Raw genomic sequence first — 26,928 nt, forward strand, 5'->3', positions numbered from 1 at the left:
ATGGAGCTGTTTCCCGCCATGCCGTTGGCCGACTGGCAGGAGACGAAAGCAACGCTTCACCGGTTCGCCCAGGTCGTGGGCAAGATACGACTCGCCGCCGGTCTTCGCCGGGGCGGCGTCCCGCGCTGCGTCGTGGGGAGCGTCGGTCTTCGCCGGGGCGGCGCCCTTCGCGGCGTCGTCCTTGTCGTCCCCGTCGCGGTAGACGGTGCCGTCCACCTGCAGGCCGCGGGAGGCCAGCAGCACGGCCAGCGCGCCGCCGCACACGATCGCCGAGTCGGCCAGGTTGAACGTGGGCCAGTGCGGCAGCTCGATCCAGTCCACGACGTGGCCGCGCAGCGGTCCGGGCGACCGCAGCATCCGATCGGCGAGGTTGCCCAGCGCACCGCCGAGGAGGAGGCCGAGGGTGACGGCCCACGGCAGGCTGCGCAGTCGCCGGGCGTACCGCAGGATCGCCACGACGACCCCGGTGGCGATCACGGTGAAGACGAGCGTCATGCCGTTGCCGATGCTGAAGGCCGCCCCGCTGTTGCGGATCACCCGCAGGGTCAGCAGCCCGCCGGCCAGCCTGATGGGGTCGTGGTCCTGCAGCATCGCCACGACGATGACCTTGCTGACCACGTCGATGGCGAGGGCGACCGCCGCGACGGCGACGAGCACGCCGATGCGCCGTGGCCGTGCCGCGACTTCTTCTTCTGGGTTCATGGCGTCGCTCAGCGACGCTCCTCGCGCTGTTTGCATCTCACACATAGGGTCGCACGCGGAAAGGCCTGCAGGCGCGCCTTGCCGATCGCCTGCCCGCACGACTCGCACACGCCGTAGGTGCCCTGGTCGATCCGGACGATGGCGCGTTCGTTCTGGGCGAGCAGGTCACGGGCGTTGTAGGTGAGCGCCATCGCCTGCTCACGCTCGAACGTCTTCGCCCCGGCGTCGGCCTGGTCGTCGCCGGCGCCCTCGGCGGCGTCGTGGATGCGCTCGGCGATCTGCGACTCGGCCGTCGCGATCTCGGCGGTCAGCTCCCCCATCTCCGTCTGCAACCGGTCACGGACCTCCGACAGCTCGGTGCTGGTCCACAGGTCCTCCCCCTCGCGGACCGGAAGCCGTTGCGCGGTGGCCGTGGAGACCTGCTGAGCCTTGGCCGACCGGCGTCGCGGCGCGGTGCGCGATGTACGGGGTGCCTCGGCTGTGCGATTCTTATCTTCCGCACCAGTGGTACCGTCCATATGGGCCCCCTCGCGCTGATCTTGTTTTCCGGCAGTGCGGGCAGCATAGGTCGCGGTTCGCCGGACGGCAAATGACCAGGGATTGTCACACTCCGCATATCGCCCATTACGCCGCCATCGCGTCGCTCCGCCCTGGCGTGTCATTGCCCGCCCTTGACCCCCCGAGGCCGCCCGAAACCTCCTCGTGCCCGCCTCCGCTCCGTATTCGGGAAGAAGTCACCCGCCCCCGTGCGTTATCGTCGCTATCGGCAAGGCGTTGAAGGGGACACCTGCCGCCGTACGCAACCATGAGCGACCCGGAGACGGTGCGAGTCCGGGGGTGGGCGCGGTGGTCTGATCACCCCGTAGCCGCCGGCAGAACGGCCGTCAGGCCCAGTAGATCCGGCAGCCGACCGCAATGAGCGGGTCGCTCCCCGGTTTCCCGGAGCGGCCAAGGAGGGTGGTACCGCGGGGCTCACCGCCTCGTCCCTCCGGTCCACGTGCTGTGTTGTGACGCCGGAGGTGCACCCGAATGCCCGACGAGCCGCAGGTCACGCCCGAGAGCGGGCGCGGCAGGCTGCGTACCCTTCCCACTCAGGTCGACCTTCCCGCGCTGGAGCGCGAGGTCCTCACCCGGTGGCGGCAGGGCAAGGTCTTCCAGCGGTCCCTGGAGCAGACCGAGGCCGGGCCGCAGTGGGTCTTCTACGAAGGGCCGCCGACCGCGAACGGCATGCCCGGCGTGCACCACGTCGAGGCGCGCGTGTTCAAGGACCTGTTCCCGCGGTTCAAGACGATGAAGGGCTACAGCGTCCGCCGCAAGGCCGGCTGGGACTGCCACGGCCTGCCCGTCGAGGTGGCCGTGGAGAAAGAGCTCGGCATCTCTGGCAAGCGCGACATCGAGTCGTACGGCGTCGCGGAGTTCAACGCCCGCTGCCGTGAGTCCGTGCTGCGCCACGTCGACGCCTTCGAGGCGATGACCGAGCGCATGGGCTACTGGGTCGACCTCGCCCAGGCCTACCGGACGATGGACCCCGAGTACGTCGAGGCGGTCTGGTGGTCCCTCAAGGTCGTCTTCGACAAGGGCCTGCTCGTCCGTGACCACCGCATCAGCCCGTACTGCCCGCGCTGCGGCACCCCGCTGTCCGACCACGAGCTCGGCCAGCCGGGCGGGTACGAGACGGTCACCGACCCGTCGGTGACGGTCCGGTTCCCGATCAGCGAGGGACCGCTCGAGGGCGCCGACCTCCTCATCTGGACGACCACCCCCTGGACGCTGGTGTCCAACACCGCCGTCGCCGTGCATCCGGACGTGACGTACGTCGTCGCCGCCCGGTCCGGCGAACCGGGCCGCGTCGTGGTCGCCGAGCCGCTCTTCGCCCGCGTCCTCGGCGAGGGCTGGCACATCCTGTCCCGCGTCCAGGGCGCCGACATGGTCGGCACGCCGTACCGCCGGCCCTTCGACCTCGTCGAGATCCCCGACGCGCACCGGGTGCTGGGCGCCGAGTTCGTCACGACCGAGGACGGCACCGGCCTGGTGCACCTGGCCCCCGCCTTCGGCGCCGACGACTTCGCGACCTGCCGGGCGGCCGGCATGCCCGTCGTCAACCCCGTCAACCCGGACGGCCGGTTCGAACCGTCGGTGCCGCTCGTGGGCGGGACCTTCTTCAAGGACGCCGACGCGCGGCTCGTCGAGAACCTGCGCGAACGCAACCTGCTCTTCCGCGTCGAACGGTACGAGCACAGCTACCCGCACTGCTGGCGGTGCCACACGCCGCTGCTCTACTACGCGCTGCCCGCCTGGTACATCAGGACCACCGCCATCAAGGACCGGCTCCTGGCGGAGAACGAGGGCACCAACTGGTTCCCGGCCACGATCAAGGAGGGCCGGTACGGCGAGTGGCTGCGGAACAACGTCGACTGGTCGCTGTCGCGCAGCCGCTACTGGGGCACCCCGCTGCCGATCTGGCTGTGTGAGGACGACCACGCCACGTGCGTCGGTTCTCTCAAGGAGCTGGGTGAGCTGGCCGGGCAGGACCTGAGCGCGCTCGACCCGCACCGCCCGTACGTCGACGACGTCGCCTTCGCCTGCCCGGAGTGCGGCAAGGAGGCCCGCCGCGTCCCGGACGTGATCGACGCCTGGTACGACTCCGGCTCCATGCCGTTCGCCCAGTGGGGCGCGCCGCACCGGCGGCAGGAGGTCTTCGAGGCGTCCTACCCGGCGCAGTACATCTGCGAGGCCATCGACCAGACCCGCGGCTGGTTCTACTCGCTGATGGCCGTCGGCACGCTGGTCTTCGACCGCTCGTCGTACGAGAACGTCGTCTGCCTCGGCCACATCCTCGCCGAGGACGGCCGGAAGATGAGCAAGCACCTCGGCAACGTCCTCGAGCCGATCCCGCTCATGGACAAGCACGGCGCCGACGCCCTGCGCTGGTACATGGCCGCGGGCGGTCAGCCGTGGGCGGCCCGCCGGGTCGGCGACGCCTCGCTCGAGGAGATCGTCCGCAAGATCCTCCTCACCTACTGGAACACCGCGTCGTTCTTCGCGCTGTACGCCAACGCCGCGGACTGGACGCCGGGTGCGCCCGCCCCCGCGTACGCCGACCGGCCGCTGCTGGACCGGTGGGTGCTGGCCGAGCTGCACCGCACGATCCGCGAGGTGGACACCGCCCTCGAAAGCTTCGACACGGCCGCCGCCGGGCGTCGTCTCGCCGACTTCATCGACGACCTGTCGAACTGGTACGTCCGCCGCTCCCGGCGCCGCTTCTGGGAGGGACCGGAGCAGGACGGAGCCGGTGAGAACGCCGCGGCGTTCGCCACCCTGTACGAGTGCCTGGAGACGCTGACGCGACTGATGGCGCCGATCTCGCCGTTCGTCACCGACTACGTGTGGGACGTCCTGCGGCGCGACGGAGACGCGGACTCGGTGCACCTGGCCACCTGGCCGGAGGTGGACGAGACGCTCCTCGACCCGGAGCTGTCCGCCCGGATGGCGCTCGTCCGGCGTCTCGTGGAGCTCGGCCGGTCCGCCCGTGCCGCGTCGGGCGTCCGCACCCGCCAGCCGCTCGGCCGCGCGCTGGTCGGCGCCGCGGGCTGGGCGTCGCTCCCGGACGAGCTGCGCGCCCAGATCGCCGACGAGCTCAACGTCCAGGGCTTCGACACGCTGGCCTCGATCGGCGGCGAGCTCGTCGAGTACCAGGTCAAGCCGAACTTCCGCGAGCTCGGCAAGCGCTTCGGCAAGCAGACGCCGAAGGTCGCGGCGGCCGTCACCTCGGCCGACCCGGCCGGCCTCGTCCACGGCCTGCGCGACTCCGGCACGGTGACCGTCGACGCGGGCGAGGTCGGGAAGGTGGACCTGACGCCCGACGAGGTGATCGTCACCGAGCGGCCGCGCAGCGGGTGGGCGGTGGAGAGCGCCGCCGGGGAGACGGTCGCGCTCGACCTGACCGTCACGCCGGAGCTGCGCCGCGCCGGGCTCGCCCGCGAGGTCATCCGGCTCGTCCAGGAGGCCCGCAAGAACAGCGGCCTGGACATCTCCGACCGGATCGACCTGTGGTGGCGGACGAGCGACGCCGAACTCGCCGCCACGCTGCGCGAGCACGGCGACGAGGTGGCCGGCGAGGTGCTCGCCAACACCTGGCAGGACAGCGAGCCCGACTCGGACCTGCCGGCCTTCCGGGACGAGGAACTGCGGCTGACCTTCTGGCTGCGCCGATCCGCCTGACCGGCTCCCCGGTCGTCGCTCCGGGACCGCCGCCCCGCCCACCACGGAACGGACGGCGGTCCCGAACGCGCCGGGACCTCCAAGCCGACACAGGCGACCACTCACCACCCCTGCCCAAGCCAACGCGGCCGACCTCCTCCAAGCCGGCACAGGCGACCACTCACCACCCCGTCTCAAGCCGGCGCGAACGAGCGCGTCTAAGCCCCCCGCCCGAGCGGGTAGGGCCACCACCGGTTCGACCCCGCTCCCCCGGCCCGAGCCACCGCGTCGGGCCGTGCCGCCGCCACGACTCCGGAACCGGTGCCGGCGAGGACGTTCTCTTGAGCGGGGGCCTCGGCGGGCCGAAGCCGACATGCTCGTCGTTATCCGCAGAGCCAACGCGGCCGGCCTCGTCCAGACCCATACGGGCGACGACCGTTCATCTCCGTCCGCGCCGGTACGGGCGGCCACGTCTGGCCTCCGCCGGGCCGGTGCGGAATGATGCTGGCGTGGACGTACCCGACAAGCCCGTTGAGGTGGACCCGAGCCTGATGCGCGCCTCGGACGCCGACCGTGACCGGATCGCGGACCGGCTGCGCGAGGCCCTCGCCGAGGGTCGGCTCACCGCGGAGGAGCACGCCGAGCGCCTCGACGTCGTCTATCAGGCGAAGACGTACGCCGAACTGGCACCGATCGTCGCCGATCTCCCGGGGGCCGGCGGCCCCATGCCCGCGACCCCTCAGGTGGTGCGCGACGACCTGCCGGCGCCGCAGGCGGGCTCGCCGAACCTGGTCGCCATCCTGGGCGGCGCCGAGCGCAAGGGCCGCTGGCTGGTCGAGCCGCACACCAACGTGGTGGCCGTGCTCGGCGGCGTCGAGCTCGACCTCCGCCAGGCCGTGCTCGCCCAGCGCGAGGTCACCATCAACATCACGACCATCATGGGCGGCGTGTCCATCACCGTGCCGCCCGGTGTTCGCGTGGTGAACTCCGTGACCTCCGTGATGGGCGGCTGCTCACTGCCGTCCGATGACACGGTGGGCCCGGACGCTCCGGTGATCCGGCTCACGGGCATGGCGTTGCTCGGCGGGATCGACGTCAAACGGCTGAACGTCGGCGAGGGCGCCGAGCCCACGACGGTCGAGGGCGGTGACTTCCACGCACGGCAGCGGAGCCTGCACCGGGAGTTCCGGGAGAAGCAGCGCGCGGTGCACCGGGAGTTCCGGGAGCAGCAACGGGAGCTGCGCCGGCACCGGCGAGCCCGCTGAGCCGCGCCATGATCATTGGCGTCTACCGCGTTCCAGTGCCAGCGTCCGCCAGTGATCTCGATAGACGAGGTTGCCGCTTTCGCCGTTGACGGGCCGATGACCGATCGGGCCGTTCGAGACCAAGAGGGGCAGGGCCCTGAAACCGACGGCTCGGCCTCGCTCTCGAAGGCACAAGGCTCGGCGAAGCACCGAACTGTCGGCGCTTCGTCCCGATACGAGACCCGCTTCCGGCGGCTTCACCGAGCATTTGGTCCGCTCGCCGGAGACCACACCGAGGTCGGGTCCGAGCTCCAGGTGAGCGTCTTGCATCTCCAGCGGCTGGAGGTCGCAGACTCTAAGCCGTGGACGGCACGCACGCAGCTGTCTCGCTGCTGACCATCGGTGACCTCGCCCGCCGGACCGGACTGCCAGTACGGACCATCCAGTACTGGTCGGAGACCGGGGTCGTTCCCGAGGCCACCGCGCCGCGCGGGCGGCCACCGACTCTATGACCCGGCCGGCCTGGCCCGGCTGGAGTTGGTGGCCACCCTGCGCGAGGCGGCCACCGGGTGCGGGACGCTGGAACTGTCCGAGATGATGCAGGATCCGGAGTTCCAGCAGGTGGCGCGCCGCGCCGCAGAGCACCGGCGGTCGCGTGACGACCGGCGGCGCCGGGCAGAGTTCACAGCCGGACAGGCACCGTCTGTTCGCCCAGAACCTCGACCGCACCATCGGCGCGGCGGTGCGCGAAGGCGTCGAGCCGGGCTCACCCCGAGCAGCCGAGGTCGTCGATCGCCTGCTCGGCGATCCCCGCCCCGAGCGCCGAACAGCCGTCCGTGACCGCCTCAGGGCCCGCCTGGACGCGGGCATCGACGAGCGCCTGGAGCACTACCGTCGACTGCTGGCGATGATGCAGGGCCGGCAGCCATCGTTCCCTCGCGCCGCTCTGTACGCCTGGCTGGCCGACGCACTCGACGCGGGCGCCGACCCGCGACCTGCCAGGCAACACTGACCGACGTCCATCGCCGCCCCTGAGGGCGTCAGCGTGTCCCCTCCGTTGGCAACCCCGCCGACTCGCCCAACCGCACCCCGGCGCTGTCGCGCGACAGGACCTCCGTGAGCAGCAGCGGGAGCTGCGCCCGCGCCGGCGAGCCCGCTGAGCCGCCGTCCTGGATCCTGCACCGTGTCGGCCGACCGAGTCGGCCTCCGCGATGTGATCACAGGCGTCCACTGCGTTCTAGCAGCAGCATCCGCCAGTGATCACCGCGGACTAGGCCGCCACCGTGCGGCTGCGGGGATCAGTCGTCGTCCGGCTGGCAGACCAGGCAGGGGGTGCAGCCGCGCTCCCGGGCCGCCGCCCGTGACAGGCTCTCCAGGTCGTCGGCGTCGTCGGCGATGTCCTCGATCAGCGCGCAGTCCGACCGGTGGTACCGCTTGGTTCCGCTCAGGATGCGCACGGTCGGGCTGCTCGCGGCTCCGGCGTCGTCGGAGTCCTCCGAGTCCTCCGAGCCGTCCGCGGGCGTGGCCTTCGCCGTCTCGTCGCTCGTCGCGGTCTTCTCGGCTTCGTCACGCTTGTCGGCCTCGTCGGCGTCGGCGGACTCGTCGGTCTGCGCGGTCTCGGCGGCGGGCTCCGGCGACTGCTCGGCGTCCTCGGCGGCGTCGGGCTCGACGTCCTCGGCCTCGGCGGGCTCCGGCGGAGCCGGGTCGGCCGCGGCCTCCTCGCTCGCGGCCTCCTCGGCTGCGGGCTCCTCCGCGGCGGGCTCCTCGGCCTGCTCGCCGTGCTCATCGGACGGGGCGGACTCGGACTCCTGGGTCTCGGCCGTGGGCTCGGGCGTCGTGGCGTCGTCCGTCCCGGTGTCCGGGTGAGCGGAGTCCTGGAGGTCCGTGGCCTCGGCCGCGGTGGCCTCTTCGCCGGCCTCCGGCTCTGTGGCCTCGTCCGCTGCGCTCTCGGGCTCTGCGCTCTCGGGCTCTGCGGTGTTGCGGTCCGCGGTCTCGGGAAGGGCCGCTTCCCGCGTCGTCGCCGCCTCCGCGGTCTCGGCGGTCTCGTCCTGGGGCTCAGCGGTCTCGGGCTCGTCCGCGGAGCGGGCCGTCGTGGGCTCGTCGTCGCGGTGCCCGGCGTCCGGTGCGCCGGTGTCGGTCTTCGCGGCTGCCGCGGCGGCGTCGGCCGTCTCGTCGGCGTCGGCGTCGGCGTCCGTACGGTCCAGGGGCTCGAACAGCGACCGGCCGTGCCGCCTCGAGCGCTCGGCGAGTGACTCCTCGGGAGCGTCGGCGGTCGTGTGCTCGGCGTCGGCCGGCTCGGCCGTGGTGGACTCCGTGTCGCGGACGTCCGTCTCAGGCTGCTGTGTCGCCTCGGTTCCGCCGGTGGTGGCCGGGCCGCCCGTGAGGGCGTCGCGCTCCTTGGACGGCCGCTTGGCGACGGGGAGGTCTCGGGTGACCGGAATGTCGGTCCGGGTGACCTCAATGGGCTCCAGAGCCGCGCTCTGCGGCCTGGTGTCGGCGACCGTGCCGGTGTCGGCCGGTCGCTCCTCGACCGTCTCGGTGAGGGCGGCACGCGCGGCGAGCGCCGTGTCGGGCAGGCAGGCGGTGCAGGGCGTGAAGCCCTCCTCCCGCGCCTCGACGAAGGTGAGCTCCTCCTTGTCGCGGCCCGCGAGCTGACGGCAGGTCTCCAGGTGGTAGCGCTTACGGCCCGGGACCACGTAGACGGTGGTCTCGGCGGGCACATCGGTCGCGGAGGCCGACGTCGCCGGAACGATCGCCGCGTCATCTCCCGCTCCGACCCGTGCCTTGGCCTTGACCGGCCTGGCGGTCGTCCGGCCGGCGGACGCCTTGGCGTTCGCCGGGGCCACGGTGGTGCCGAAGAGTTCCTTGCGCCGGAGGAACACCCCGACGGCGAGGAAGAGGGCGGAAACGATGCTGACGCCGATCGACACGTAGATCAGCTTCAGCCCGTCAAGACCGAGAATCTCATGCCCGGTGTTGCCCGTGACGATGCCCGTCACAAGAAGAGCGATCGCCAGGACGACGAGCACGCCACTCAGGATGATCACACAGGTCTCCCTCTACCAACCGTCGTACCGGAGGTGCGCAGCAACGCTAGCGCAACTTCGGTCGGTTCGGCCGCCTCCAACCCGCTACCACTTGGTTTCGGACATGACCGTCGGTCCGGAACCGCGTGGCCGTGCTCAGCGCCGGTCGTGCGGGTTGTCGGCGGTGTGGAAGCTCCCGGTGGCACCGTGCTGAGCGTGCTGCGGCTCGGCCTGCGGCGGCTGCGGGAAGGGGTTCGCTCCGGTGTTGCCCGGGCCGATGCCCGGCTGGCCGTTGCGCGGCGCCTCGACGTGCGGCGGCGGCGGGGCGACGGCGGGCTGAGCCGGCTGGGGACCCGTGTTGCCCGGTCCGCCGAACGGCCCGGCGTGGCTGCCGGCCTCCAGCTCGCGCAGCTGACCCTCGAGGTAGGCCTTGAGGCGGCTGCGGTACTCGCGCTCGAAGAGGTTCAGGTCCTCGACCATGCGCTCGAGCTCCTCGCGCTGCTGGACGAGGGAGCCCATGGCCTGGCGGTGCCGCTCCTGCGCGTCCCGCTCGAGCGACTCGGCGCGGGCGCGGGCCTCGCTGACGATCTGCTCGGACTGCCGGCGGGCCTTGCCGAGGATCTCCTCGGCCTCACGCCGGGCACGCCCCAGCGTCTCGTCGGCCTCGCGGCGGGCGTCGGCGATCGCCTGGTCGGCGGTCTGCTGGGCCAGGGCGAGCACCCGGGCGGCCGTGTCCATGTTGTCCTCGCCGGGCGTGGCCATCGGCGGCGGCGGAGGTGGAGGCGCCTGCGGGGCGGGAGGCAGTCCGAGACCGCCCATCATCGGGTCGTGCTCGGGCTTCGGCTCCGGCGGCTTGGGCGGCTCGGGCAGATGCGTGATCTCCGGTTTGGGTTCGACGATCGGAGCGGCCATCGCCGGCACCTTGCCACGAAGGCACTCGGCCAGCTTGGCGCGCAGCTCCTCGTTCTCCTGGATGAGCCGGTCGAGCTCTGCCTCGACCTCATCGAGGAACGCGTCGACCTCCTCTTCGTCGTAGCCCGGCCGGAGCCGGGTTGTACTGAACTGCTTGTTCCGCACATCCGCGGGTGTCAGCGGCATCTGGTCTCCTTGGCGCGCTTGGAGTCTGTCCCCGAACGGACGGTACCCGATCAGAGCGGCTGGACAATGATGATCAAGAACCAGACCACGAAGAAGAGAACCGTGAAGCTCAGGTCGAGTGCAACGTTACCCAGCCGGACGGACGGGATGAAACGGCGTAGGAGCTTGAGAGGTGGGTCGGTGACGGTGTATGTGGCCTCCGCCAGCACCAGCACCACCCCTCGGGGCCGCCACGACCGGGCGAACGCCTGAAGCGTCTCGAAGACCATCCTGCCGATGAGGAAGAGCAGGAAGAGGTACAGCGGGATGCTCAGGTAATTTCCAAGATTCACGAACACTCTCGCTTGTGGCTGTCAGCTCTGATTGAAGAACCCTCGTTCTGCCATACGGGCCTTGTCCTCGGCGGTCACCTCGACGTTGGCTGGGGACAACAGGAACACCTTGTTCGTAACACGCTCGATGCTTCCGTGCAGGCCGAATATGAGACCAGCCGCGAAGTCGACGAGACGCTTCGCGTCGCTGTCGACCATCTCGGTGAGGTTCATGATCACCGGGGTGCCCTCCCGGAAGTGCTCTCCGATCGTGCGGGCCTCGTTGTAGGTCCTGGGGTGAAGCGTAGTGATACGAGCGAGGTCGGACACCGCTGACTCCCCAACTGGGGGGCGCCGCTCCGGCCCGAACGGCTTCTGCTCCTCCTCGGCGGGCGCCTGGACTCCGGTAGGCTGCCCGGCGGATTCGTCGGAACCGCGCTCGAGCCGACGCCGCTCGACGGCCTCGTCGTCGTAGACGTCGTAATCATCGTAATCGTCGTCGTAGCGGTCGTCCTCCACGAGGCCGAGGTAGACCGCCATCTTGCGCATCGCGCTGGCCATACGCCCCCTCCGTCGTCCGCCGACAGGAGAATCCCTGCGGGAAGCTTCCGCTCGCCGATCGTTACGTTTAAGCGCGGACGCCAAGGTCCACGGTGGGGACATTACCTGACGATTGCCCGTCGTCCTCCGAGCAACGCCGTACCGACTCGGACGTGTGTCGCACCACACGCGACCGCTTCTTCCAGATCCCCGCTCATTCCGGCAGAAATCATGGTCGCGCCGGGGTGAGCGGCGCGTAGCGCGGCGGCGACCTCCGCCAGCCGGCCGAAGGCCGCGGCGGGATCGCCGCCCAGGGGCGCGACCGCCATGACGCCTCCGAGCGTGAGGCCGGGCGCGGCGGCGATCGCGTCGGCCAGCGCCGGCACTCCGCCGGGCCGGACGCCGCCCCGGCCCTCGGCGTCGTCGAGCGCCACCTGGACGAGACAGCGCAGGGACCGCTCCGCCTGGGTGGCCGCGCGCGACAGTGCCGTCACGAGGCGCTCCCGGTCGACCGAGTGCACGACGTCGGAGTAGGAGGCCACCGAGCGAACCTTGTTGGTCTGCAACTGCCCGACGAAGTGCCACCGCAGCGGCAGGTCGCGGCACTCGGCGGCCTTGACGGACGCCTCCTGGTCGCGGTTCTCCGCGACGTCGGTGACGCCGAGCCCCGCCAGCAGGCGCACGTCCGAGGCGGGGAAGGTCTTCGTCACCGCGATCACGGTGACCTCGTCGGCGGAGCGGCCGGCCGCGGCGCACGCCTTGGCGACACGCTCACGGACGGCCGCGAGGTTCGCGGTCAGTTGTTCTTCGCGGCTGGACATCACTGGTCGTGCTTCACCGGCTGAGCATCGTTACTTGAGGAAGTCCGGGACGTCCAGGTCGTCGTCCTCGTCGAAGACGACGGGGCGGCGGCGGACCGGGTCGGTGCCGAGGCGCGCCGCGGTCGGCTCGGAGGCCGGCCGCGGCACCTTAGGGCGGACCGCTGTCTCGCCGGAGGCCGGACGCGGCGGCGTCGCTCCGCCGTCCGTCGTGCTCTCCGCCGGCTTCTCGGCCACCGGCTCGGGCTTGGTGTCGGCGTGCTTGGGCGGGTCGGCCTTCGGCGGGTCGTGCTTCGCCTCCGCCGGCTTGGCCACTCCGGCCGCCGAGGACGGGCCCGGCTCCCGGTGCTGCGCGGGAGCGGGCGCCGGCGGCGGGACGGCGGCGACCCGCGGCGGCGCGGGCGGCGGCGCCGCGGGCGGGGTCACCGGGCGGGGCGGCGTCACGGGCGGGGTCGCCACGGCCGGGCGGGGCGGTGTCAGCCGCTTCGGCTCCGCCTGCGGCGCCGGGGCGTTCTGCGGCCGGATCTCGTCGAAGCCCGCGGCGATCACGGTCACCCGGACCTCGTCGCCCAGCGCGTCGTCGATGACCGCGCCGAAGATGATGTTCGCGTCGGGCGCGGCCGCGTTGGACACGAGCTGCGCCGCCTCGTTGATCTCGAAGAGGCCGAGGTCGGAGCCGCCGGAGATCGACAGCAGGACGCCGTGGGCGCCGTCGATGCTGGCCTCCAGCAGCGGGCTGGAGATCGCCATCTCGGCGGCGGCGACCGACCGGTCGTCGCCGCGGGCGGAGCCGATGCCCATGAGCGCGGAGCCGGCCCCGGACATCACCGACTTGACGTCGGCGAAGTCGAGGTTGATCAGACCCGGCGTGGTGATCAGGTCCGTGATGCCCTGAACACCGGAGAGGAGCACCTGGTCGGCCGCCTTGAACGCGTCCAGCACGCTCACCTGGCGGTCGGAGATCGACAGCAGCCGATCGTTCGGGATGACGATGAGCGTGTCGACCTCGTCGCGGAGCGTCTCTATGCCGGCCTCGGCCTGCATCGCGCGCCGCTTGCCCTCGAAGCTGAAGGGGCGGGTGACCACGCCGATCGTCAGGGCGCCCAGGGAACGGGCGATGTTGGCCACCACCGGAGCGCCGCCGGTGCCGGTGCCGCCGCCCTCTCCGGCCGTGACGAAGACCATGTCGGCCCCCTTGAGGACCTCCTCGATCTCCTCACGGTGGTCCTCGGCCGCCTTGCGCCCGACATCGGGATTGGCGCCCGCGCCCAGACCACGGGTCAGTTCACGGCCGACGTCGAGCTTGACGTCGGCGTCGCTCATCAGCAGCGCCTGGGCATCCGTGTTGATCGCGATGAACTCGACACCCTTGAGCCCCTCTTCGATCATCCGGTTGACGGCGTTGACGCCGCCGCCGCCGATGCCGACGACCTTGATGACCGCCAGGTAATTCTGCGGTGCTGCCACGACGAGGGGCCCTTCCGCTCGCTCTATCGAACCGGCCGGCGTGCCGCCGCTCCGGTGTTTCTTACTGAATTCACGTACTTTGTTGGGCCGGAACCCTCACCCTCAAGTTGAGACTTACAGTTATGTCAACCTAGGGCTGATACGGACAGTAGGGGCGCCCCACTGCAGGGTCAACTAACCCGGCCCTGAGCACACCGGCGTGTCGCGCGACACCCCAGTCATCCCAATTCATCCGATCCGGTGCGCGCCGTTCCCACCCGCCGCGCGAGGACAAGTGTCCCGCGACCGAGGATCGTTCGCTACTCGAAGGCGCCGGTGGGGGCCGGCGGCGCCCATTCAGCCCATCCGGCCCGGGCGAATCCGCGTCTCCGGAGCGACCGCCTCGGCCGGTCCGATGGACGGCCCGGTGGACGGCCCCGTCCCGGCGGAGGCCGATCCCGGATGCGCGCGATCCATCGTTACGGCTACCTGGTGGTGACGACCTCCGGGGAGCTGACGTCGATCGTCCTGACCCCGCGCGGCGACCGGTCCAGCAGACCGTGCAGCAGCCGGAGCTTCTCCGGTCCGCGCTCCGCGGCGCCCCACACGACGGTGACGCCGTCCGCCAGCCGCAGGCTCACCGCCTCGGTTGACGGGACGTCCACGCCGACCACCTGACGGCCCAGCCACGAGGGCAGGGCACGGACGACGGACAGCCCGCTCCGCAGCGCGGGATCGCTCTGCGTGGGGTTCGCCACATCCAGCACCGGGAGCCCGCGCGGCCGGGCGGCGGACGCGACGACGGTCACGCCGAACCGGTCGATCTGGAGGTACCGGTTGTCGTGCTGGGCGACGACGATCGGCGTGCGCTCCCGTACGACGATGCGGACCGTGGTCGGCCACCGGCGTTCGACGCGGGCGGTCTCCACCGCCTGCACCGCCTCCACCCGGTCGCGGACGACGCCGGTGTCGAGCCGGGCCAGGGGCTCCCCGAGGTGCACCCGCGCCGCGGCGAGCACCTCCTCGCGGGAGACGAGCCGCTCCCCCGTGACGTCGATCCGCCGGACGACGAGCAGCCGCGATCCCAGGAGGACCCACGTGGCCGTGCCGAGCACGCCCGCCACGAAGAGCCCGACGAACAGGACCTTCCATCGGTTGGGACGACGGCGGGCGGGCCGCTGCGGCCGGTCCGGCGCGTCCTCGCCCGGTCCCGGCGTGTCGAAACCCGTGCCCACGGCCCCCGGAACGTCCTCCGCGTCCATCGTCACGCCTCCTCACTCGCTCCGCGGCGCCCGCGCCATCGAGCGGGAGTAGACCCGGATGAGCCGGCCGCTCAGCCGCCGAGCAGCCGGAGGATCTCCGGGCCGAGCCTGGTCACGTCGCCGGCGCCCATCGTGATGATGACGTCCCCGGGGACGGCCATGGCCGCGACACGCCCGGCCACCGCGCTTTCGTCGGGCTCGTACGTCACCCGGCCGTGCGGGACCGCCTTGGCGACCAGCTCGCCCGTCACGCCGGGAATCGGGTCCTCACGCGCCGGGTAGACGTCGAGGACGACCGCCTCGTCGGCGAGCCCCAGCGCGGCGCCGAACTCGGCGGCGAAGAACCTGGTGCGGCTGAACAGGTGCGGCTGGAAGACCGCGACGATGCGGCCGCCGCCGAGCTCCTCGACGTAGTCGCGGGTGGCCCGCAGGTCGGCGGCGAGCTCGGTCGGGTGGTGGGCGTAGCTGTCGAACACCTTGACGCCGCCGACCTCGCCCTTCGGCTCGAGCCGGCGCCGGGCTCCGCCGAACCCGGCCAGGCCCTCGGCGACCGCGGCGGCGTCGACGCCCAGCTCGACGGCCACGGCGTACGCGGCGGCGGCGTTCTGCGCGTTGTGCCGGCCGGGAACGGCCAGCGTGAGCTCCCGGCCCGCCACGGTGAACCGCGAGCCCAGCCCGCGCGGCGTGAAGCCCTCGATGCGGTAGTCGGCCTCGGGCTCCTCACCGTACGTGCGGACGGTGAGCCCGCGCCGCGTGCCCGCCTCGCCCAGCGCCCGCGCTCCCGGGTCGTCGGCGCAGACGATCAGCAGACCGCCCGCCTCGATCCGTCCGACGAAGTCGGCGAAGGTCTCCTTGACCTTCTCGAAGCCGCCGTAGTTGTCCAGGTGATCGGCCTCGACGTTGGTGACGATCGCGGCGTGCGGCGTGAACATCAGGAACGACCCGTCGCTCTCGTCCGCCTCCGCGACGAACAGGTCGCCGGACCCCTCACCGGCGCCCAGGCCGGTGGTGACGAGCTGGCCGCCGATGCAGTAGGACGGGTCGGCCCCGGCGTGCTGCAGGGCCACGGTCAGCATCGAGGTGGTCGTGGTCTTGCCGTGCGTGCCGGCCACGGCGACGGCGCGGCGGCCCGCCATCAGCGACGCCAGCGCCGCCGCGCGGTGCAGGACCCGCAGGCCGCGCTCGCGGGCGGCGGCCAGCTCCGGGTTGGTCTCGCGGATCGCGGTGGAGACGACGACCGTCGCGGCGTCGCCGACGTGCTCCGCGGCGTGCCCGACGTGCGTCGTCGCGCCGAGCTCACGCAGCTCGCGCAGCAGGTCGGAGTCCTTGGCGTCGCTGCCGGAGACCGGGATGCCGCGCCCGAGCATGATGCGCGCGATCCCGGACATGCCCGCTCCGCCGACTCCGACGAAGTGCACCTTGCCCAGCCGGTCGGCGGGCACGATCTCAACCGGTGTGACGAGGCTCATGCTGTGTATCCCGTTCGCCTCCGGGGCGCCCTCAGACGCCGTCTTCCCTCGTCGCTCTGGTCGCCGTGCCCGATTGCGCTCGCTGCCGCGAGCGCGGTTCGCGGGCGCGGGGCGCGCCGTCTTCCCTCGTCGCTCCGGTCGCTGCGCTCCCTGCGCTCCTCAGTCCAGACGACGCGCGCCCGCTCACGCTCCCGCCGCTCCTCAGTCCAGACGGCGTCGCGCCCCTTCGGCTCACTCACGCTGCGGGTCCTTGGGCGACGACGCGGGCGACGAGGCGGGCCAGGGCGAGGTCGGCGTCCCGGCGGCCCATGCGCGCGGCGGCCTCGGACATGATCGCGACCCGCTCGGCGTCGCCGAGGATGGGGAGGACGTTCGCCCGGATCCAGTCGGCGGTGAGCTCGCCGTCCTCGATGAGGAGGCCGCCGCCGCCCCGGACGATCGGCTCGGCGTTGAGCCGTTGCTCGCCGTTGCCGATGGGCAGCGGGACGTACGCCGCGGGCAGCCCGACGGCGGTCAGCTCGGCGCACGTGATGGCGCCGGCCCGGCACATGGCGAAGTCGGCCGCGGCGTACGCGAGGTCCATCCGGTCGCAGTACGGCAGCATGATGTACGCCGGATCGTCGGGGGTGAACTCCGGCTCGGCGAGGTTCTTCGGGCCGACGATGTGCAGGATCTGGATGCCGGCCTGCCGCAGCTGCGGGACGGCCTCGCCGACCGCGCGGTTCAGCGAGCGGGCGCCCTGCGAGCCGCCGAACACCAGCAGCGTCGGCAGGTCCGAGCGCAGGCCGAAGTGGGCCCGCGCCTTGTCGCCCATGCCGAGCCGGTCCAGGGTGGAGATCTCGCGGCGCAGCGGGATGCCGACGACCTCGGCGTGCGGCAGCGGGGTGTCGGGCGCCGCCACCGCGACGTTGTCGGTGAAGCGGGCGCCGAGGCGGTTGGCCAGGCCCGGCCGCGGGTTCGCCTCGTGCACGACGATGGGGATCTTGCGGCGGCGCGCGGCGAGGTAACCGGGGGTGGCGACGTAGCCGCCGAAGCCGACGAGCACGTCGGCCTGCGTGCGGTCCAGGATGGCCGCCGCGGCGTTGATCGCGCCCGCGAGCCGGCCGGGCACGGTCAGCAGCCGGGGCGTCAGCGTCCGCGGCAGCGGGACCGGCGGGATCATGGCGAGCTCGTAGCCTCGCTGGGGCACGATGCGGGACTCCAGGCCCCGCTCGGTGCCCAGACAGGTCACCTGTACGCCGGGGTCCTCCCGGCGCAACGCGTCGGCGAGGGCCAGGGCGGGTTCGATATGTCCGGCTGTGCCGCCACCGGCCAGGACAACCCTCATGCTCGCGCTCCTGCTCAAATCGACTCGCTCCGTCACCGGCTCAACACCCTCAGCGCTTTGCCAGGCCCAGCCAGCTTAGAGCCATCAGGGCCGGTCCCGGACCACGTGCGGCGAGGGCCTGCCGGGCGCCGGGCTCGCGTTTGGCGAACGACAGCAGCATGCCCAGCACGAACAAGGTCGGGATGAGGGCGGACCCACCGTACGACACCAGCGGCAGCGGGATGCCCGTAATGGGCAGGACGCCGATCACCGCGCCGATGTTGATGATGGCCTGACCGATCAGCCAGGCGGTCGCTCCGGACGCGGCGAGCCGCATGAACGGGTCCTTGACGCGCCGGGCGACCCGCAGGCCGGCGTACGCGAGCACGCCGAACAGTCCGAGCACGACGAGCGTGCCGATCAGGCCGAGCTCCTCGCCGATGATGGCGAAGATGAAGTCGGTCTCGGGGTGGGGCAGGTAGTTCCACTTCGCCCGGCCCTCGCCGAGCCCCGTGCCGAGCACGCCGCCCGAGGCGATGGCGTACAGCCCCTGGAGCCCCTGGTAGTTGGTGGTCATCTGGTTGCCGGACTGGTCGAGGAAGCCGGTGAGCCGCGCGAGGCGGTACGGCTCGACGAGGATGAGGATGGCGACCAGGACGCTCGTCACGCCCGCCATGCCGACGAAGAGGCGACCCGGGGCGCCGACGACCCACAGCAGGGACAGGAAGATGATGAGCAGCACGATGGTCGTCCCGAGGTCGCTGCCCATCATGATGAGCAGCACGATGACGCCCGTGCCCGGCAGCAGCGGGATCAGGAGCTGCCGCCAGTCGGTGAGCTGGCGCAGCTTCTCCTTGCGGGCCAGCAGGTCGGCGCCCCACAGCACGAGGGCCAGCTTGGCCGGCTCGGAGGGCTGGAGCTGGAACGGTCCGCCGAAGCTGATCCAGCGCTGCGCGCCGTTGGCGCTCTGTCCGAGGCCGGGGGTGAGCGCGACGATGAGGGCCAGCGCCGACAGCAGCATCAGCGGGTAGGCCGCCGTGCGGAACGTCTTGGGCGGGAGCCTGGCGGCGATCCACATCAGCGGCAGCCCGATGCCGACCCACAGCGCCTGCTTCTCGAAGAGGGTGAACGCCGACCCGGTGTTCTGGTACTGGCGGATGCTCGAGGCCGACAGGACCATGACCATGCCGAGGGCCAGCAGCAGCAGCGAGCTGCCGAGCACCAGGTAGTAGGAGGTGAGCGGCCGGTCGAGCAGGCCGGCGACCCCGGACGCCCAGGCCCGCGGCCCCGACCGCGGCTCCTCCTCGTCGGCGTAGGCCACGCTCACGGTCGGCTCCTCCCCTTCACACGGCGCCCGCGGACGCGGGGCTCACTCGGCGAGCCGGCCCACGGCCGCCGCGAACGCCTCTCCTCGCGCCGGATACCCGGTGAACATGTCCATGGAGGCCCCCACGGGGGCCAGCAGCACGGTGTCCCCGGGCCGGGCCAGCCGGGCCGCCTCGGTCACGACGCGGTCCATGGCACCAGTGTCGGTGTCGGCGACGTCCACGACCGGGACATCCGGGGCGTGTCGCGCAAGTGCCTCGGCGATCCGCGCCCGGTCCGCGCCCATCAGGACGACTCCGCGCAGCCGGTCGGCGCAGGAGCGCACGAGCTCCTCCACGTCGGCGCCCTTGAGGAGCCCACCGGCGATCCAGACGATCGAGCGGAAGGCCGCCAGGGAGGCGGCCGCCGCGTGCGGGTTGGTGGCCTTGGAATCGTTGACGTAGTCCACGTCGGCGACCGTGGCGACGTGCTCGATCCGGTGCGGGTCGGGCCGGAACCGGTGCAGGCCCTCCCGTACCGCCTCCGGCGGCACGTCGAACGCGCGGGCCAGCGCGGCGGCGGCGAGTGCGTTGGCGACGTTGTGCGGCGCGAACGGCCGGACGTCCGTCAGCTCGGCCAGCTCGACCGCCTCGCGCACCGGGTCGCCGGTGAACGCCCGGTCGACGAGGAGCTCCTCGACGACGCCGAGCCTGCCGGGGCTGGGCACGCCGAGCGTGAAGCCGACGGATCGCTCGGCGCCCTCCGCGAGGCGTACGGACCACTCGTCGTCGGCGTTGACCACCGCGAGCGTGCCGGGCGCGAAGATCTTGCCCTTGGCCGCGGCGTACTCCTCGAAGGAGCCGTGCCAGTCGATGTGGTCGGGCGCGACGTTGAGGACGGTCGCGGCGAGCGGCCGGATCGAGCTGGACCAGTGCAGCTGGAAGCTGGACAGCTCGACGGCCAGCACGTCGTACGGCTCGGGGGCCGCGCCGTCGCCGCCGGCGACCACCTCGACGATCGGAGTGCCGACGTTGCCGACCGCGACCGTCCTGTGTCCGGCCGCCTCGAGCATCCGGGCCAGCATCCGCACGACCGTGGTCTTGCCGTCGGTGCCGGTGATGGCCAGCCACGGGGGCGCGTCCGGCCCGCGCAGCCGCCAGGCGAGCTCGACCTCGCCGATGACCTCGACGCCGGCCTCGGCGGCGGCCCGCGGCAGCGGAGCGGTGGGGCGCCAGCCGGGCGAGGTGACGACCAGCTCGGTGCCCGGCGGCAGGCTCTCGCCGTCGCCGAGGCGCACGGTGACGCCGGGCACGGCGACCTTGGCCCGCAGCGACTCGTCGTCCCGCGCGTCGACGAGCGTGACGTCGGCGCCGCGGGCGGCCAGGACGCGGGCGGCGGCGCGGCCGGACAGGCCGGCACCCGCCACGCACACCCGCAGGCCCTTCCAGGCGGTCATCAGCTCGGCACCCATTCAATGTAGAACAGCGACAGGCCCGCCGCCACGCACAGCAGGGAGATCAGCCAGAAGCGCACCACGATCGTCGTCTCGGCCCAGCCGGACAGCTCGAAGTGGTGCTGCAGCGGCGCCATCTTGAAGACCCGTTTTCGGGTGAGCTTGAACGACCCGACCTGGATGATCACCGACAGGGTGATCAGGACCGGCAGCCCGCCGAGGATGATGAACAGCAGCTCGGTGCGGGTCATCACGGCCAGGCCGACGATCACGCCGCCGAGGCCGAGCGAGCCGGTGTCGCCCATGAAGATGCGGGCCGGTGGGGCGTTCCACCACAGGAAGCCGACGAGGGCGCCCAGGACGGCCGCCGCGACGACGGCCAGGTCGAGCGGATCTCGGACCGTGTAACAGGTCGGGCCCAGGCCGACGTAGAAGCAGCTGTTGCGCAGCTGCCAGTTGCCGATGAGGACGTACGCCCCGAGCACCGTGCCGACCGCACCGCCCGCGAGGCCGTCGAGGCCGTCGGTGAGGTTCACCGCGTTGGACGTGCCCGCGATCATCAGCAGCGCCCAGATCACGAAGAGGTACGGGCCGATCGGCGGGCCGAAGTCGCGCAGGAACGACAGGTGCACCGTGGCCGGCCTGGCGCCGTAGGCGTTCGGGAAGCGCAGGGACAGCAGGGCGAAGACCACGCCGACGATGATGATTCCGATCATCTTGGCGCCGCTGCGCAGGCCCAGGCTGCGCTGCTTGAAGACCTTGATGTAGTCGTCGACGAACCCGACCATGCCCAGACCGGTCATCAGGAACAGCACCAGCGCCCCGGACACCGTCGGCTGCGTGCCCGTCACCACGTGGGCGATGAAGTACGCGATCAGCGACCCGATGATGAACACGGTGCCGCCCATCGTCGGCGTGCCCCGCTTGCTGAGGTGCGCCTCGGGCCCCTCCTCGCGGATCATCTGGCCGTACCCGAGACGGCGGACGACACGGATCCACACCGGCGTGCCGAGCAGCCCGATGATCAGGGAGAGGGCCGACGCGACCAGAATGGTCCTCACGCCTCGTGCCCCCCTTCGGACATCTCCAGCACTGCCTGGGCGACCTTCTCCAGCCCGGCGACGCGTGAGCCCTTCACGAGCACGACGTCACCCGGCCGCAGTCTCTCGCCCAGCGCGGCCACCGCCGCGTCGGCATCCTCGACCCGCACGCCTTCTCCCGTCCATGACCCGACTTGTCCAGCACCCTTCAGCACGGACGCGGCGGTCTCGCCGACGGCGATCAGACCCGTCAGGCCGCCCCGCGCCGCGTGGGTACCGATCCTCTCGTGTTCACTCACCGTCGTCGCACCCAGCTCCGCCATTTCGCCGAGCACGGCGAAGGCCCGCCGGCCACGGGCCATGTGGACCAGGGTGTCGAGCGCCGAGCGTACCGACTCGGGGTTGGCGTTGTACGCGTCGTTGATCACGGTCACGCCGTCGGGGCGTTCGGTGACCTCCATCCTCCAGCGGCTGGCCGGCGTCGCCTCCGACAGCACCTCGGCGATGTCGGCGGCCGGCATCCCGAGCTCGTGGGCGACCGCCGCCGCGGCGAGCGCGTTGCTCACCGTGTGCGCGCCGTACAGCCGGAGCGCGACCGCGGCCGACCCCGTCGGGGTGACCAGGGTGAAGCGCGGCCGGCCGGCGTCGTCGAGGGACTCGTCCTCGGCCCGCACGTCCGCCTCCGGCGCCCGCCCGAACAGCGTGATCCGTGCCGGGGTGCGGGCCGCCATCGCCCGTACGAGGGGGTCGTCGGCGTTGAGCACGGCCACGCCGTGCGGGGGCACCGCCTCCACCAGCTCGCCCTTGGCCTTCGCGACGACCTCTCGGCTGCCGAACTCCCCGATGTGGGCGCTGCCGACGTTCAGCACGACGCCGATGTCGGGGCGCGCGACGCGTGCGAGGTGGGCGATGTGCCCGAGTCCGCGGGCGCCCATCTCCAGCACGAGGTAGCGCGTGCCCTCGTCGGCGCGCAGCACCGTGAGCGGGTGGCCGATCTCGTTGTTGAACGACCCGGGCGGGGCCACGGCCGGTCCGAGCCGGCCCGTGAGCCGCGCGAGGAGGTCCTTGGTCGAGGTCTTGCCCGCCGACCCGGTGACGCCGATCACGGTCGTCTCGGGCAGCCGGTCGACCACCGCGCGGGCGAGCGCGCCGAGGGCGGTCAGGACGTCGTCGACGACGATCGCGGGAACGCCGACCGGCCGCTCGGCGAGCACCGCCGCCGCGCCGGCCTCGACCGCCTGGGCGGCGAAGTCGTGCCCGTCCGCGTGCTCGCCGCGGAACGCGACGAACAGCGCGCCGAGCCCGGCCTGCCGCGAGTCGATGACGACGGGTCCGCTCACGACCGTCTCAGGGGACGCACCGTCCATCCTGCCCCGGGTGATCTCCGCGATCCTCGCGAGCGAGAGTGGGATCAAGTCTGCTCCTTGCCGGAAGTCCGAATGGTCGGTCGGTGCGACGGCACGCCGCGTGCCACGCGTTCACCGGTCATCGCGTCGCTCCCGGCGTTCGCGCAGGACGCGCCGCATGACCTCGCGGTCGTCGAAGGGGAGGACCGCACCGCCGACATACTGCCCCTGTTCATGACCTTTGCCGGCGACGACGACGACGTCGCCGCGCCGTGCCCGGCCGGCCGCCAGAGCGATCGCCGCGGCCCGGTCGGGCTCCACGATCACGTGCGCGCGCTCGCTCTCCGGCACGGTGAGTATCCCCTCGACCATAGCGGTGAGGACGGCCCAGGGGTCCTCGGAGCGCGGGTTGTCGTTGGTGAAGACCGCCACGTCGGCCAGGCGCGCGGCGAGTTCTCCCATGACAGGACGTTTGCCGGTGTCGCGGTCGCCGCCGCAGCCGAGCACGATGATCAGGCGTCCGTCGTCGGCGACGAGCGGCCTGAGGGTCTCCAGGACGGCCTGGACGGCGCCGGGCTTGTGCGCGTAGTCGACGAGCGCGGCGAACTCCTGGCCCTCGTCGACGCGCTCCAGCCGTCCGGGCACCCCCGGCAGGTCACCGACGCCGCGCACCGCGGTCTGCAGGGAGATCCCCGACTCGACCAGCGCCACGATCGCGCCGAGCGCGTTGGCGACGTTGAACGGGCCGGGCAGCGGCACCCGCGCGTCGGCCTCCACCCCGCCCGGGCCCACCACCCGGAAGTCGCTGCCGTCCGGACGCAGGCGTACGTCGGCCGCCCGCCAGTCCGCGTCGGCGTCGCCGGCCGCGGAGAACGTCGTGATGGGGATGCCCGCGGTCCGGGTCAGCCGCCGGCCCCAGTCGTCGTCCACGTTGACGACGCCGATCCGGCTGTACTCGGGGGTGAACAGCCGCGCCTTCGCGGCGAAGTAGTCCTCCATCGTCGGGTGATGATCGAGGTGGTCCTGCGACAGGTTCGTGAACACGGCGACCTCGTACCAGGCGCCGCCCACCCGGCCGAAGTCCAGCGCGTGGCTGGAGACCTCCATGGCCGCCGCGGTCACGCCGCGCTCGCGCATCAGCGCGAACAGGCCGTGCAGGTCGGTGGCCTCCGGGGTGGTCAGCGCGCTCGGCAGCACCTCGCCGCCGACGCGGATCTCGATCCCGCCGACCAGGCCCGTCTCGTGCCCGGCGGCCCGCAGGCCCGCCTCCAGCAGGAACGTCGTGGTGGACTTGCCGCTGGTGCCGGTGACGCCCAGCAGGGTCAGGTCGCGCGCCGGGTCGCCGTACACCCAGGACGCCACCCGGCCGAGCACGGCGCGCGGGTCGTCCACGACGAGCACCGGCAGCCCCGACTTCTCGGCCCGGATGCGACCCTCCCGGTCCGTGAGGATCCCGGTGGCGCCCGCGTCGGCGGCCTGCGCCGCGAACACGGCGCCGTGGAAGCGGCTGCCCGGCAGCGCGGCGTACAGGTCCCCCGGGCGAACCTTCCGGGAGTCGTGCGTCACACCGGTGACCATCCCCGGCACCGGCTCACCCCCGTCGGTCAGGCCGAGGAGTGAGACCAGCCCGGACAGCGGGCGGGCGGGGACGGTCTTGGGTCGCATGAGATCGGGATCGGGTCTGTTGGACACGGCGGAGAGGGTACCGCCGGTCACCGCTGGTCTGGGGAGATACGGATCTTCTGTGACCGGCCCGAGCTCGGCGGGACGCGCCGGCTCTGCAGCGCGAAGCTCATCACGTCCTTGAAGACCGGGGCGGCCACCTCACCACCGTAGTAGCCGTTCTGCGGCTTCTGCAGCACGACCTCGACGACGAGCTGCGGGTTCTCGGCGGGGGCGAAGCCGACGAACGTCGCGGTGTAGCCTCCGTTCTCGTAGTTCCCGGTCCTGGGGTTGACGCGCTGCGCGGTGCCGGTCTTGCCCGCGACGCGGTAGCCGGGGATCTGTGCGGCGGGCGCGGTGCCGTCCTTGGAGATGACCCCTTCGAGCATCTTGGTGAGCTCGGCGGCGGTGGTGCTGGTGATCACGCGGCGCTGGGCCGGCTTGGCCGCCGGAGTGAGGTTGCCGTGGTCGTCGGTGGTGCCGGCGATCAGGCTGGGGGTCACGCGGACCCCGTGATTGGCGATCGTGGCGTAGACGCTGGCGACCTGCAGCGCGTTGACCGAGACCGACTGTCCGAACGCGAGGGGGTAACGGTCGGTTCCCCACCACTGGTTCGGCGGCTTGAGCGAGCCGGCGTCCTCCCCCGGCAGGCCGACGCCGGTCTCCTGGCCGTATCCGAAGGCCCGCATGTACTGGTAGAGCTGCGCGTCCGTCAGCTTGTCGCTGGCCATGATGGTGCCGACGTTGCTCGACTTGGCGAGCACGCCCGCGAAGGTGAGGGGCTCGGTCGGGTGCGTCTCGGAGTCGTGGAACGTCCGGTCGTACTTCGTGATGTGGTCCGGCACGTCGAACACCGTGTCCGGCGTGACGTGACCGGCCTCCAGCGCCGCCGCGGCGGTGACCACCTTGCTGGTGCTGCCGGGTTCGAAGTCGTCCTGGACCACCCGGTTGCCCCAGTCGCTCTCGGGGTACTTGCCGTAGTTCGCCGGGTCGAAGGTCGGCGCCGTCGCCATCGCCAGGACCTGGCCCGAGCGGGGATCCATGACGATGACGCTGCCGCTCTGCGCCTTGGTCGCCTTGACCTGCTTGGCGATCGCGTCCTGCGCCTTCCACTGGATGTCCTGGTCGAGGGTCAGCCGCAGCCCCTTGCCGGGGATCGGCTTGAGCTGCTGGTCCTCCCCCATGGGGATCCGCTGGCCCTTCTCGCTGACCTCGACCTTCTGCCAGCCACTGCGGCCCTTGAGCAGCTTGTTCGTGCTGGACTCCAGGCCCGCGGCCCCGTCGCCCGCGGCGTTGACGAAACCCACGACGTTCGCGGCCAGGGAGCCGCCGGGGTAGATCCTGCGGTACTCCTGCTGCGTGCCGATGCCGGTGAAGTTCATCGCGGTCACCATGCGGGCGCGGTCCGGCTCCACGTGGTGGATCAGCTCCCGGTAGCGGTCCATCTTCGACCGGGGGGTCAGCTTCTTCAGCAGCGTCGCCGGGTCGAGCCCGAACATCGACGCGAGCGTCGTCGCGATCTTGTTCCGGATGTTCGTGTGGTTCTTCTGCTCGTACTGCTGGATCAGCGAGGGGTCGGCGTAGATCACCCGGGCGTCGACGGTCATGGCGAGGGGCTGGCCCTGCGCGAACGTGATCGCGCCGCGGACGGCGGGCAGGGGGATCCGGTTGAGCCGCTGGCGGATCGCCGCCTCGGCGTACCCCTTGGACTCCAGGCCCTGGAGCTGGACGAGGCGCCCGGCGAACAGCGACAGCACGAACGCCACCAGCAGCAGGCCGACGTTCAGGCGTTTGATCGGGTCGCGCCGGACGATGCGACGCCGCAGCAGCGCCCGTGGCCGTCGCCGCGGCGCGGTGGACGGGCGGGTGTCCCGGCCGCGCCGGGCGGCCCGCTCGGCGCCGCCGGCCCCCCGGACGCCCGAACGCGCGGCAGAGCCCTGACCGCGACCGCTCTGGCCCCGGCCGGTCTGGCCACGGGTGCTCTGGCCGCGACCGGCCTGCCCCGGACCACTCGTGCGGCGCGGGCCGCCGGGCGGGGAGGGGGCGGCCGGCCCGCGACCACGCCGGGAGGTCACCGCGTGCCGCCTCCCTGCCGCGGAGCGGCCTTCTGGGTGTTCGGCGTGTTCGGCGCGGTCTGCTTGGTCTGGGTGTTCTGCTGGTTCTTGCCCTGCGCGTTCTGGCGCGGCGCCGGGTCGTCCGCCGGTGGCACGAGCACGCCGGGCGCGCCGGTGACGGCCCCGGCCGCGGCGGCGGCCACGGCCTCGTCGGACACGCCCTGCGGCGGGGCGCCGACCTCGGTCACCCGTCCCGTGTGCGCGTCGATGAAGGCGGCGCCGCGCGGGTCGACCATGCCGAGGCTGCGGGCCTTCTGGTGCAGCACCGCCGGGTCGTTCTCCCGGGCGATGTCGGCCTGCAGCGCCTGCTTGCGCTCGGCCAGTTGCCGGTTGTCGCGCTGCAGCTCGCTGAGCGTGAAGGCGTCCTGGGCGAGGACGGTGTTGAGCAGCAGGAGGCTGACGAGCGCGCCGCCGAGCAGCCCGACGACGAGCAGGACGAAGGGCGCGCGGGCGCGCGGCGGCGCGGGCCGCCGGGGTGCCCGCGTCGCGGTCCCGGTCCGGGTCGGCGTCGTCCGGGTCGGCGCGGTGCGCGTCCGCGTCGCGGTCCCGGACGCCGGCGTCCGGGTCGTCGTCGCGCCCGTCCGCT

At 72.3% G+C, this 26,928-nt stretch carries 21 protein-coding genes and 2 pseudogenes; 5 read left to right on the plus strand and 18 right to left on the minus strand.

Annotated features, from left to right (window positions below):
* Window positions 1–111, plus strand: a pseudogene (locus AB0K82_RS41250) (DUF5996 family protein); the annotation flags it as partial.
* A gap of 186 nt (window positions 112–297) precedes the next feature.
* Here AB0K82_RS41250 and AB0K82_RS41255 read toward each other — a convergent pair.
* Both AB0K82_RS41255 and AB0K82_RS41260 read right to left on the minus strand, forming a co-directional pair.
* Window positions 298–747: pseudogene (locus tag AB0K82_RS41255) on the minus strand (signal peptidase II); the annotation flags it as partial.
* The gene (locus AB0K82_RS41260; RefSeq protein WP_289848248.1) at window positions 711–1,073 is read right to left on the minus strand and encodes a TraR/DksA C4-type zinc finger protein; all 363 of its coding nucleotides are present in this window, start codon (window positions 1,071–1,073) and stop codon (window positions 711–713) included. The pseudogene AB0K82_RS41255 and the gene AB0K82_RS41260, both read right to left, overlap by 37 nt.
* 658 nt (window positions 1,074–1,731) lie before the next feature.
* On the opposite strand from AB0K82_RS41260, the gene ileS reads away from it, so the two are divergent.
* From ileS to AB0K82_RS41280, 4 genes are all read left to right on the plus strand, one after another.
* A complete protein-coding gene (ileS, locus tag AB0K82_RS41265; protein WP_364408198.1) occupies window positions 1,732–4,923 on the plus strand; it encodes an isoleucine--tRNA ligase in 3,192 nt (1,063 codons plus the stop codon).
* A gap of 488 nt (window positions 4,924–5,411) precedes the next feature.
* Window positions 5,412–6,167 (plus strand): DUF1707 domain-containing protein, encoded by a 756-nt coding sequence (locus tag AB0K82_RS41270; RefSeq protein WP_364408201.1) that lies wholly within the window; start codon window positions 5,412–5,414, stop codon window positions 6,165–6,167.
* Window positions 6,168–6,508: 341 nt separating this feature from the next.
* Window positions 6,509–6,658 (plus strand): MerR family DNA-binding transcriptional regulator, encoded by a 150-nt coding sequence (locus AB0K82_RS41275; RefSeq protein WP_364408204.1) that lies wholly within the window; start codon window positions 6,509–6,511, stop codon window positions 6,656–6,658.
* A 143-nt stretch (window positions 6,659–6,801) separates the two neighbouring features.
* Entirely contained in the window at window positions 6,802–7,158 is a 357-nt protein-coding gene (locus tag AB0K82_RS41280; protein ID WP_364408207.1) for a hypothetical protein, read from the plus strand.
* 286 nt (window positions 7,159–7,444) lie between these two features.
* Here the strand turns inward: AB0K82_RS41280 and AB0K82_RS41285 are convergent, their stop codons facing one another.
* The 16 genes from AB0K82_RS41285 to AB0K82_RS41360 all read right to left on the minus strand — a co-directional run.
* Entirely contained in the window at window positions 7,445–9,193 is a 1,749-nt protein-coding gene (locus AB0K82_RS41285; RefSeq protein ID WP_364408210.1) for a hypothetical protein, read from the minus strand.
* Window positions 9,194–9,328: 135 nt separating this feature from the next.
* Window positions 9,329–10,270, minus strand: a complete 942-nt coding sequence (locus AB0K82_RS41290; RefSeq protein WP_364408213.1) for a DivIVA domain-containing protein — start codon at window positions 10,268–10,270, stop codon at window positions 9,329–9,331.
* 50 nt (window positions 10,271–10,320) lie between these two features.
* Window positions 10,321–10,602 carry a YggT family protein gene (locus tag AB0K82_RS41295; protein ID WP_252783080.1) on the minus strand — a complete coding sequence of 94 codons (282 nt, stop codon included), beginning with the start codon at window positions 10,600–10,602 and terminating at the stop codon, window positions 10,321–10,323.
* A 21-nt stretch (window positions 10,603–10,623) separates the two neighbouring features.
* Window positions 10,624–11,142: a cell division protein SepF gene (gene sepF, locus AB0K82_RS41300; RefSeq protein ID WP_345363866.1), complete on the minus strand. Its 519-nt coding sequence runs from the start codon at window positions 11,140–11,142 to the stop codon at window positions 10,624–10,626.
* 101 nt (window positions 11,143–11,243) lie between these two features.
* Entirely contained in the window at window positions 11,244–11,942 is a 699-nt protein-coding gene (locus AB0K82_RS41305) for a YggS family pyridoxal phosphate-dependent enzyme (RefSeq protein ID WP_364408217.1), read from the minus strand.
* A gap of 30 nt (window positions 11,943–11,972) precedes the next feature.
* Window positions 11,973–13,406, minus strand: coding sequence for a cell division protein FtsZ (gene ftsZ / locus AB0K82_RS41310; RefSeq protein WP_364408218.1), 1,434 nt, complete (start codon window positions 13,404–13,406; stop codon window positions 11,973–11,975).
* A gap of 464 nt (window positions 13,407–13,870) precedes the next feature.
* Window positions 13,871–14,647 (minus strand): FtsQ-type POTRA domain-containing protein, encoded by a 777-nt coding sequence (locus AB0K82_RS41315; protein ID WP_364408241.1) that lies wholly within the window; start codon window positions 14,645–14,647, stop codon window positions 13,871–13,873.
* Between the two features lie 71 nt (window positions 14,648–14,718).
* Window positions 14,719–16,116, minus strand: coding sequence for a UDP-N-acetylmuramate--L-alanine ligase (murC, locus tag AB0K82_RS41320; RefSeq protein WP_364408221.1), 1,398 nt, complete (start codon window positions 16,114–16,116; stop codon window positions 14,719–14,721).
* A 235-nt stretch (window positions 16,117–16,351) separates the two neighbouring features.
* Window positions 16,352–17,443 carry an undecaprenyldiphospho-muramoylpentapeptide beta-N-acetylglucosaminyltransferase gene (murG, locus tag AB0K82_RS41325; RefSeq protein ID WP_364408224.1) on the minus strand — a complete coding sequence of 364 codons (1,092 nt, stop codon included), beginning with the start codon at window positions 17,441–17,443 and terminating at the stop codon, window positions 16,352–16,354.
* A 49-nt stretch (window positions 17,444–17,492) separates the two neighbouring features.
* Entirely contained in the window at window positions 17,493–18,743 is a 1,251-nt protein-coding gene (ftsW, locus tag AB0K82_RS41330; RefSeq protein WP_364408244.1) for a putative lipid II flippase FtsW, read from the minus strand.
* 48 nt (window positions 18,744–18,791) lie between these two features.
* Entirely contained in the window at window positions 18,792–20,198 is a 1,407-nt protein-coding gene (gene murD, locus AB0K82_RS41335; RefSeq protein WP_364408227.1) for a UDP-N-acetylmuramoyl-L-alanine--D-glutamate ligase, read from the minus strand.
* The gene (gene mraY / locus AB0K82_RS41340; RefSeq protein ID WP_364408229.1) at window positions 20,183–21,241 is read right to left on the minus strand and encodes a phospho-N-acetylmuramoyl-pentapeptide-transferase; all 1,059 of its coding nucleotides are present in this window, start codon (window positions 21,239–21,241) and stop codon (window positions 20,183–20,185) included. Before mraY ends, murD begins: the two co-directional genes overlap by 16 nt.
* Window positions 21,238–22,635: a UDP-N-acetylmuramoyl-tripeptide--D-alanyl-D-alanine ligase gene (gene murF / locus AB0K82_RS41345; RefSeq protein WP_364408232.1), complete on the minus strand. Its 1,398-nt coding sequence runs from the start codon at window positions 22,633–22,635 to the stop codon at window positions 21,238–21,240. Before murF ends, mraY begins: the two co-directional genes overlap by 4 nt.
* Before the next feature lie 63 nt (window positions 22,636–22,698).
* The gene (locus tag AB0K82_RS41350; protein WP_364408247.1) at window positions 22,699–24,231 is read right to left on the minus strand and encodes a UDP-N-acetylmuramoyl-L-alanyl-D-glutamate--2,6-diaminopimelate ligase; all 1,533 of its coding nucleotides are present in this window, start codon (window positions 24,229–24,231) and stop codon (window positions 22,699–22,701) included.
* A 47-nt stretch (window positions 24,232–24,278) separates the two neighbouring features.
* Window positions 24,279–26,303, minus strand: a complete 2,025-nt coding sequence (locus AB0K82_RS41355; RefSeq protein WP_364408235.1) for a penicillin-binding protein 2 — start codon at window positions 26,301–26,303, stop codon at window positions 24,279–24,281.
* On the minus strand, window positions 26,300–26,928 hold a 629-nt coding region (locus tag AB0K82_RS41360), incomplete at its 5' end, for a hypothetical protein (protein ID WP_364408238.1). The genes AB0K82_RS41355 and AB0K82_RS41360, both read right to left, overlap by 4 nt.

The organism is Actinoallomurus sp. NPDC052274 (assembly GCF_040679475.1).
Taxonomy (GTDB): Bacteria; Actinomycetota; Actinomycetes; order Streptosporangiales; family Streptosporangiaceae; genus Actinoallomurus; species Actinoallomurus liliacearum.

What these genes read in the sequence shown, in the direction of transcription:
- ileS (WP_364408198.1), top strand. Translation starts at nt 1,732, where the DNA reads ATGCCCGACGAGCCGCAGGTCACGCCCGAGAGCGGGCGCGGCAGGCTG.
- AB0K82_RS41290 (WP_364408213.1), bottom strand. Translation starts at nt 10,270, where the DNA reads ATGCCGCTGACACCCGCGGATGTGCGGAACAAGCAGTTCAGTACAACC.
- sepF (WP_345363866.1), bottom strand. Translation starts at nt 11,142, where the DNA reads ATGGCCAGCGCGATGCGCAAGATGGCGGTCTACCTCGGCCTCGTGGAG.
- AB0K82_RS41305 (WP_364408217.1), bottom strand. Translation starts at nt 11,942, where the DNA reads ATGTCCAGCCGCGAAGAACAACTGACCGCGAACCTCGCGGCCGTCCGT.
- AB0K82_RS41315 (WP_364408241.1), bottom strand. Translation starts at nt 14,647, where the DNA reads ATGGACGCGGAGGACGTTCCGGGGGCCGTGGGCACGGGTTTCGACACG.
- murC (WP_364408221.1), bottom strand. Translation starts at nt 16,116, where the DNA reads ATGAGCCTCGTCACACCGGTTGAGATCGTGCCCGCCGACCGGCTGGGC.
- murG (WP_364408224.1), bottom strand. Translation starts at nt 17,443, where the DNA reads ATGAGGGTTGTCCTGGCCGGTGGCGGCACAGCCGGACATATCGAACCC.
- murD (WP_364408227.1), bottom strand. Translation starts at nt 20,198, where the DNA reads ATGGGTGCCGAGCTGATGACCGCCTGGAAGGGCCTGCGGGTGTGCGTG.
- AB0K82_RS41350 (WP_364408247.1), bottom strand. Translation starts at nt 24,231, where the DNA reads ATGCGACCCAAGACCGTCCCCGCCCGCCCGCTGTCCGGGCTGGTCTCA.